At 74.6% G+C, this 6,369-nt stretch carries 4 protein-coding genes; 2 read left to right on the forward strand and 2 right to left on the reverse strand.

Translation table 11 applies throughout. The features are described 5' to 3' along the window. Positions 1 to 13: 13 nt before the first annotated feature. A complete protein-coding gene (locus tag AB0J76_RS06275) occupies positions 14 to 898 on the forward strand; it encodes a hypothetical protein (RefSeq protein WP_352320614.1) in 885 nt (294 codons plus the stop codon). A gap of 67 nt (positions 899 to 965) precedes the next feature. Then, on the forward strand, positions 966 to 1,784 hold the full coding sequence (locus AB0J76_RS06280; protein WP_352320612.1) for an SAM-dependent methyltransferase: 819 nt from the start codon (positions 966 to 968) through the stop codon (positions 1,782 to 1,784). Here the strand turns inward: AB0J76_RS06280 and AB0J76_RS06285 are convergent. Continuing rightward, entirely contained in the window at positions 1,778 to 2,935 is a 1,158-nt protein-coding gene (locus AB0J76_RS06285) for an FAD-dependent monooxygenase (RefSeq protein ID WP_352320610.1), read from the reverse strand. The two genes, AB0J76_RS06280 and AB0J76_RS06285, sit on opposite strands and share 7 nt — an antisense overlap. Before the next feature lie 98 nt (positions 2,936 to 3,033). Further along, on the reverse strand, positions 3,034 to 6,123 hold the full coding sequence (locus AB0J76_RS06290) for a BTAD domain-containing putative transcriptional regulator (RefSeq protein ID WP_352320609.1): 3,090 nt from the start codon (positions 6,121 to 6,123) through the stop codon (positions 3,034 to 3,036). Positions 6,124 to 6,369 lie beyond the last annotated feature (246 nt).

A 6,369-nucleotide genomic window follows, 5' to 3' on the forward strand; every position in this document is an offset into this window, starting at 1 on the left:
ATCCTCTTGTGTCATGACAAATCAGACGCTCCCCCCAGCGCCCCCGGCGCCCTCCGTCGCCACGGCACCGGGGACCGCGTCCGCCAGGGGCAGCGTGCTGGAGGTGATGGAGAAGATCGGCACGGTCGTCGTGCCGATCGCCGTCGCCGTCTACGCCCTGCTCTACCTGGGCTTCGAGAGCGTCTACGACACCTTCGGCATCACCCCCGAGCAGGCCGGGCTCACGCAGGCGAGCATCTTCGGCCACCTGGTGGCGACGCTGGTGCTGCTCTTCCTGACCCTGCTGCCGCTGCTCGGCCTGGTCGTGGGCGCCTGGTGGCTGCTCGACCGGATCACCCGCGGCGCCGCCGGACGCGTCCTCGACCGGGGGCGGGAACAGCCGTGGCTGGCCGCCGCGGTGGGCGCGGCGCTGTCGGGCGTCGCGTACTGGGGGCTGCTCGGCATCCTCGACGTCACCGGCACGCCGGTGCTGATCACGGTCGTGGTGGTGGGGCTGTTCTGCCTGCTGGTGCCGTACCGGTTGTTGCGGGCGCGGCCGACCGGGCGGGCCGCGATGCGGGTGCTGACGGGCGCGCTGGTGGGGGTGGGCCTGGGGTTCGTGCTCGTCGGCTGGATGACCCAGGGGGCCGAGGCGGTGCACGACCGCGGCGAGGCCAACCTCGTGCTCCAGCTCACCGGCTTCTCCAACCAGTGGGCCGAGGTGCGCGACGACTCCGGCAAGCTCCTGTCGAAGGGGCAGCGCTGGCTGGTGCTCGGCCAGGACTCCGGCGCGTACGTGTTCTACGACTGCGCCACGGCCGGCACGATCCGCCGTCCGATCGACGCGACGGTGCTGAGCAGGATCGAGCTCGACCCCGAGTTCGACGCCCCCCGCCCCTGCGGCTATGCGGCCAAATAGAACACGTTCCGGTAAGTTACCGATTAGTATGGCCACCGAGCAGTGGCAGGCGAGGAAATGGGTCACCATGTCTGAGCTAGAACGTGTTCCGCCCGGAGTCGATCCGAACGTGCCGAGCTCCGCCCGGGTGTACGACTACCTGCTCGGCGGCAAGGACAACGTCGCCGTCGATCGCGCGGTCGCCGAGAGGCTGCTGGCCGTCGCGCCCGACGCCCGAGCCGTCGCCAGGGCCAACCGCCGCTTCCAGATCGAGGCCGTGCGGCACGTCGCCCGCCAGGGCGTGCGCCAGTTCATCGACCTCGGCACCGGCATCCCCACCTCGCCCAGCATCCACGAGACCGTCCGCGAGGTGAGCCCGGCCTGCCGGGTGGTCTACGTGGACCACGACCCGATGGTCCGCCTGCACGCCCAGGTGATGCTCGCCGACCAGCCCGGCGTCGCCGGCATCCAGGGCGACCTGCGCAGGCCCGCCGACATACTCGCCGACCCGCACGTCACCGGCCTCATCGACTTCGACCAGCCGGTCTGCGTGCTCATGGCCGGCGTGCTGCACTTCGTCATGGACGACGAGGACCCGCCCGGCATCGTGGCCGCCTTCAGGAAGCCCATGGCGCCCGGCAGCCATCTGGTGCTCTCCCACGCGATGGCCGAGAGCTCTCCCGAGGCCGTCGCCCAGCTCCGCCTGGCCACCGCCGGCTCGCCCGCCCAGGGCGCGTTCCGCAGCCACGCCGAGGTGCTGCGGCTGTTCGACGGGTTCGAGCTGATCGGGCCCGGCCTGGTGCCCGTCCAGGACTGGCGGCTCACCGACGACGACCACCTCCCGCTGCTGGACGGCACGCCCCGGCTCCGGCTCGACGCGGGCGTGGGCCGGGTGCCCGTTCAGTAGTCCTTCAGCGCGATGTTGGTGGCGAACTTGTCGGTCACCTTCATCATCAGGCCGAGCAGGAAGCCGAACTTGAAGGTCCAGTTCCGCATCCGGATCCCGGCGGGGGAGCCGGGCGCCAGGAACGTGCCCGCGTTGTTGCCGCTCCTGGTGACCTTGGAGTAGCGGCGCATCTGGCGCTCGTACTCGGCGAAGGCCACGCGGTGGTCGCCGCCCGCCGCGGCCAGTTCCTCGGCCAGCACGTACGCCCCCACCAGCGCCAGCCCGCTGCCGAACCCGCCCAGCGTGCTGCCGTACGCCGCGTCGCCCAGCAGCGCCACCCGGCCGGCGACGTACCGGTCGATGTTCACCCTGCTGATCGAGTCGAGGTAGACGTCCTTGGAGCCGCGCACCGCGTCGAGGACCTGCGGGGTGCGCCAGCCCATGCCGGCGTAGGCCCGCTCCAGGATCGCCTTCTGCTGCTCGACGTCGTAGCGGTCGTAGTCGAGCCGCTCGGAGGCGAAGACGAAGAACGCCGGCGCCTTCGGCCCGCCGACCGCGACCATCCTGCCGGGCTCGTTGTACATCTGGCCGTGCGGGCCGAAGTCGGTGTCCAGCTCCACCAGCGCGTAGTAGTGGCCGAGGAAGTCCACGCACTCGGACTCGGGGCCGAAGGCCAGCCTGCGGACGTTGGAGTGGATGCCGTCCGCGCCCACGACCAGGTCGAACGTGCGGGGGGCCGAGCGTTCGAAGGTGACGTGCACGCCGCCCGGGGCCTCGGTGAGCGAGGTGATGGAGTCGCCGAAGACGTACTCGCAGGTGGCGGCGGTGCGCTCGTACAGTAGGCGGGCCAGGTCGCCGCGGCGGATCTCGAGGTCGCCGCCGGTGAACTCGCCGGGCATGACCCCGAGCGTGCGGCCGTCGGCGTCCACGAAGTGCTGGTCGGTGCCGCCGGTCTGGAGGCGGCGCACGTCGTCCAGGATGCCCATGCGGGTCAGGACGGTGTGGTGGGTCTCGCCCTTGAAGTCCACCGCCTGGCCGCCCTCGCGCAGGGCCGGCGCCTTCTCCACGACGGTGACGTTGCAGCCGCGGCGGGCCAGGCAGTGGGCCAGCGCGGGGCCGCCGATGCTGGCGCCGGAGATGAGTACGCGGGTGTTGTGCAGGTTGTCTCTCATGCCGGCAAGCCTCGCCGGGAGCGCTGACAACCCGGCGACGACCGGCTGACAGTCCCCGGCGCGGGCGTCCCCGACTGTCAGGGGCCGGGGCCGGGCTGTCAGGTGAGGATCGTGGAGCGGGCCTCGTCCCTGGTCATCGCGGCGCCGCGGGCGTACAGGGCGGCGAAGCGCTCCGGGCCGAGCGCGGCCGTGGCGGCGGCGGCCGTCGCGGCGACGTCGTGATCGCCGGTGACCGCCGTCCCGCGCAACGCGACGCCCACGCCGAGCAGCAGCGCCGCCCGTTCCGGCGGGTCGTCGAGCAGGGCGGCCCCGGCCAGGCCCTCGACGGCGTCGGCCAGGTCACTGTCGATCGGCGAGCGCAGCGCGACGGCCACCGCCTCCCGGTGCCGGGCCACGGCCTCGGCCGCCTCGCCCCTGGCCTGGGCCAGCCGGGCCAGCGCCGTGAGCACCTGCGGATCCGTGCTGCCGGCCAGCGGGGAGCCCGGAGCGGTGGCGGCCAGCGCGTCCCGCAGCCGTTCGGCGGCCTCGCCGAGATCCCCCTCGATCCTGGCCAGGTCGCCCAGCCTCACGTGCACGGCCGCCGTCAGCTCGGGCCGCCCCAGCTCGCGGGCCAGCTCGCGGGCGCGCAGGCAGTCGGCCCTCGCCGCGGCCAGGTCGCCCGCGCGCAGCCGGGCGTCGGCTCGCCGGCACAGCACGTCCACCAGCTCGTCCAGCGCCCCGAGCTCGTCGAGCAGGTCGAGCGCCTGCGCCCACAGCTCCGTCGCCCGCGCCCACTCGCCGCGCCAGCCCGCGATGACCGCCAGCCAGTCGAGCCCCTGCGCCTTCCCCCAGCGCTCGCCCAGCGCGCCGAACTCCGCCAGCACGATCTCCAGCTCCCGCTCGGCCGCCACGATGCCGCCGTTCAGCAGCATGAGCAGCGCTTCGCCGAGCCGGCCGAGTGCCCGGCTCCACGGGTCGCCGTCGAGCTCGCGCTGCCGCGGCCGTTCCACGTCGCGCTCGGGCGGCCCCGCGGTCATGCCCCACAGCGCGGCGGCGAACGGGTGCCGTACCGGCCGGTCCGGGTCCGACGTGAGCTCGGCGGCCCGCCTCCAGTGCGGCGACCCGGTGCCGGGGGCGGCGTGCAGGACGGCGAGCACGTACTCGTCGGTCAGGCCCGCCGGCGGCTCGGCGCCGAGCACGTCGAGCAGCCGCCGGGCGGGCTGGACGGCCTGGCCGCGCCGCCCGCTCAGGTACCAGTACATGGCCAGGGCGGCGATCAGCCGCAGCGCGGCCGGCGGGTCGTGCTCGACGCTCCAGCGCAGCGCGGCCTGGAGATCGGCGTCGTCGGCCCCCAGGAGGGCCAGCCATTCGAGCTGCTCGGCACGGTAGAGGTGGGGTTCGGCGCGCTGGGCGTGCTCCAGGTGCCAGGCGGCGTGCGCGGCGCGCATCCGCTGCTCCTCACCCGCCTCGGCCAGCCGCTCGGCGCAGAACAGCCGGACGGTGTCGAGCATGCGGTAGCGGTCGCCGGCGGTCTCCACCAGCGACTTGTCCACCAGATCGGCCAGCAGCACGGCGCTGTCCTCGCCGCACACCCGCTCGACCGCCGCAAGCCGGGCCCCGCCGGAGAACACCGAGAACCGCCTGGCCAGCACCTGCTCGTCGGCGTCCAGCAGGTCCCAGCTCCACTCCACCACCGCGTGCAGCGTCCGGTGCCGGGCGGCGGCCGTGCGGTCGCCGCGTGAGAGCAGCCGGAACCGGCCGTGCTCGGCCAGCCGCGCGGCGATCTCCGCCACGGGGAACGTGCGCACCCGGGCCGCGGCCAGCTCGATGGCCAGCGGCAGGCCGTCCAGCGCCGCGCAGATGCTCAGCGTCGCGTCGAGGTCCAGCTCCAGCCCGGGCCGTACGGCGGCGGCCCGGTCGGCGAACAGCCTGACCGCCGGGTAGGCGAGCGCGTCCCCGGCGGGCGTGCCCGGGGGCGGGGTGGCCAGCGGCGGGAGCGGCACCAGGTGCTCGCCGGTGATGCCCAGCGGCTCCCTGCTGGTGGCCAGGACGCGCACGCCGGGACAGCCGGCCAGCAGGCGGCGGGCCAGCGTGGCGGCCTCGGCGACGACGTGCTCGCAGTTGTCCAGGATGAGCAGCAGGTCCTGCTCGGCGAGGGCGGCGACCAGGCGTTCGGCGGGATCGGCCGGGCCGGCGACGCCCGGGCTGAGCGCCGACTCGCGCAACCCGAGCGCGTTCAGCACCAGCAGCGGCACCTGCCCCTCCCCGGCCGCGGGCGACAGGTCGGCGAAGCACGCCTGCCGCTCCCGGTCGCGGGTGGCGGCCTCGACGGCCAGGCGGGTCTTGCCGGTGCCGCCGGGGCCGGTGATCGTGACCAGCCGCGCCCCGCGCAGCGCGGCCAGGCGGGCCAGCTCCTCCTCGCGGCCGACGAACGTGGTGAGCTGCGGCGGCGGCGCCGACCGCGTGGCGTGTGCGCGCCGCTGCTCGCCGCGCAGGATCGCCAGGTGCAGCGCCGCCAGCTCGGGCGAGGGGTCGGCGCCCAGCTCGTCGGCGAGCAGCCGCCGCGCCTCGTCGTAGACGGCCAGGGCCTCGGCCTGCCGTCCGGCCGCGTGCAGGGCGCGCATCAGCAGGGCGCGCGGGCGTTCCCGCAGCGGGTGGGCGGAGACCAGCTCGCGCAGCCCCGCCGCGGGCTCGGCCTCGGGCAGGTGCAGGTCGGCCTCGTACAGGTCCTCCAGGGCCGCCAGGCGCAGCTCCTCCAGCCGGTCGGCCTGCCCTGGCGCGTACGCGGCCTCGCGCACATCCGCGAGCGCCGGGCCGCGCCACAGGTCCAGGCACTCCCTGAGGACGGCCGCCGCGGCCGCGTGCCGGCCCCCCGCGAGCAGCCGCCGGCCCTCGCGGGCCAGCCGCTCGAAGCGGTGGGCGTCGACGTCCTCGGGCGGGACCGCCAGCCGGTAGCCGGCGCCGTGGAACTCGATCAGGTCGGCGGGCAGGTTGCGGCGCAGCCGGGAGATCTGCGCCTGTACGGCGTTGGCCGCGCCGGCCGGCGGGCTCTCGCCGTACTGGGCGTCGATGAGCCGGTCCACGCCGACCGTACGACCGGCCTCCAGCAGCAGCAGGACGAGCAGGGCACGCGGCCGGGGGCCGCCCACGGCGATCGGGTCGCCGCCGGCCGATCGCACCTCCAACGGGCCCAGGATGCCGAACTGCACGTGCCCGATTGTCCAGCATCGCGGCTGTTATCCGCACGTGGATGGGTGTGACCAGCGGTAACAGAAATGTCGGTATGCCTACCGATGAACATACGTATTTTCGCGCCATCAACAAGCGCTTAGCGTCTGGCGGCAACAAGGCGAAACGGTCCGCTTGCTGTATCCGTCACCCTTTATCACCCCCCACATCCCCTCACGCCCCGCGACCCAGGACACCCCTGACCGCTCGGCGGCCCGCGCGCGCCC

Source organism: Nonomuraea sp. NPDC049624 (genome assembly GCF_040675255.1).
Lineage (GTDB): Bacteria > Actinomycetota > Actinomycetes > Streptosporangiales > Streptosporangiaceae > Nonomuraea.

Bases quoted from the DNA above. Each gene is read 5' to 3' on its own strand.
- AB0J76_RS06275 (WP_352320614.1), top strand. From the start codon at position 14: ATGACAAATCAGACGCTCCCCCCAGCGCCCCCGGCGCCCTCCGTCGCC.
- AB0J76_RS06280 (WP_352320612.1), top strand. From the start codon at position 966: ATGTCTGAGCTAGAACGTGTTCCGCCCGGAGTCGATCCGAACGTGCCG.
- AB0J76_RS06285 (WP_352320610.1), bottom strand. From the start codon at position 2,935: ATGAGAGACAACCTGCACAACACCCGCGTACTCATCTCCGGCGCCAGC.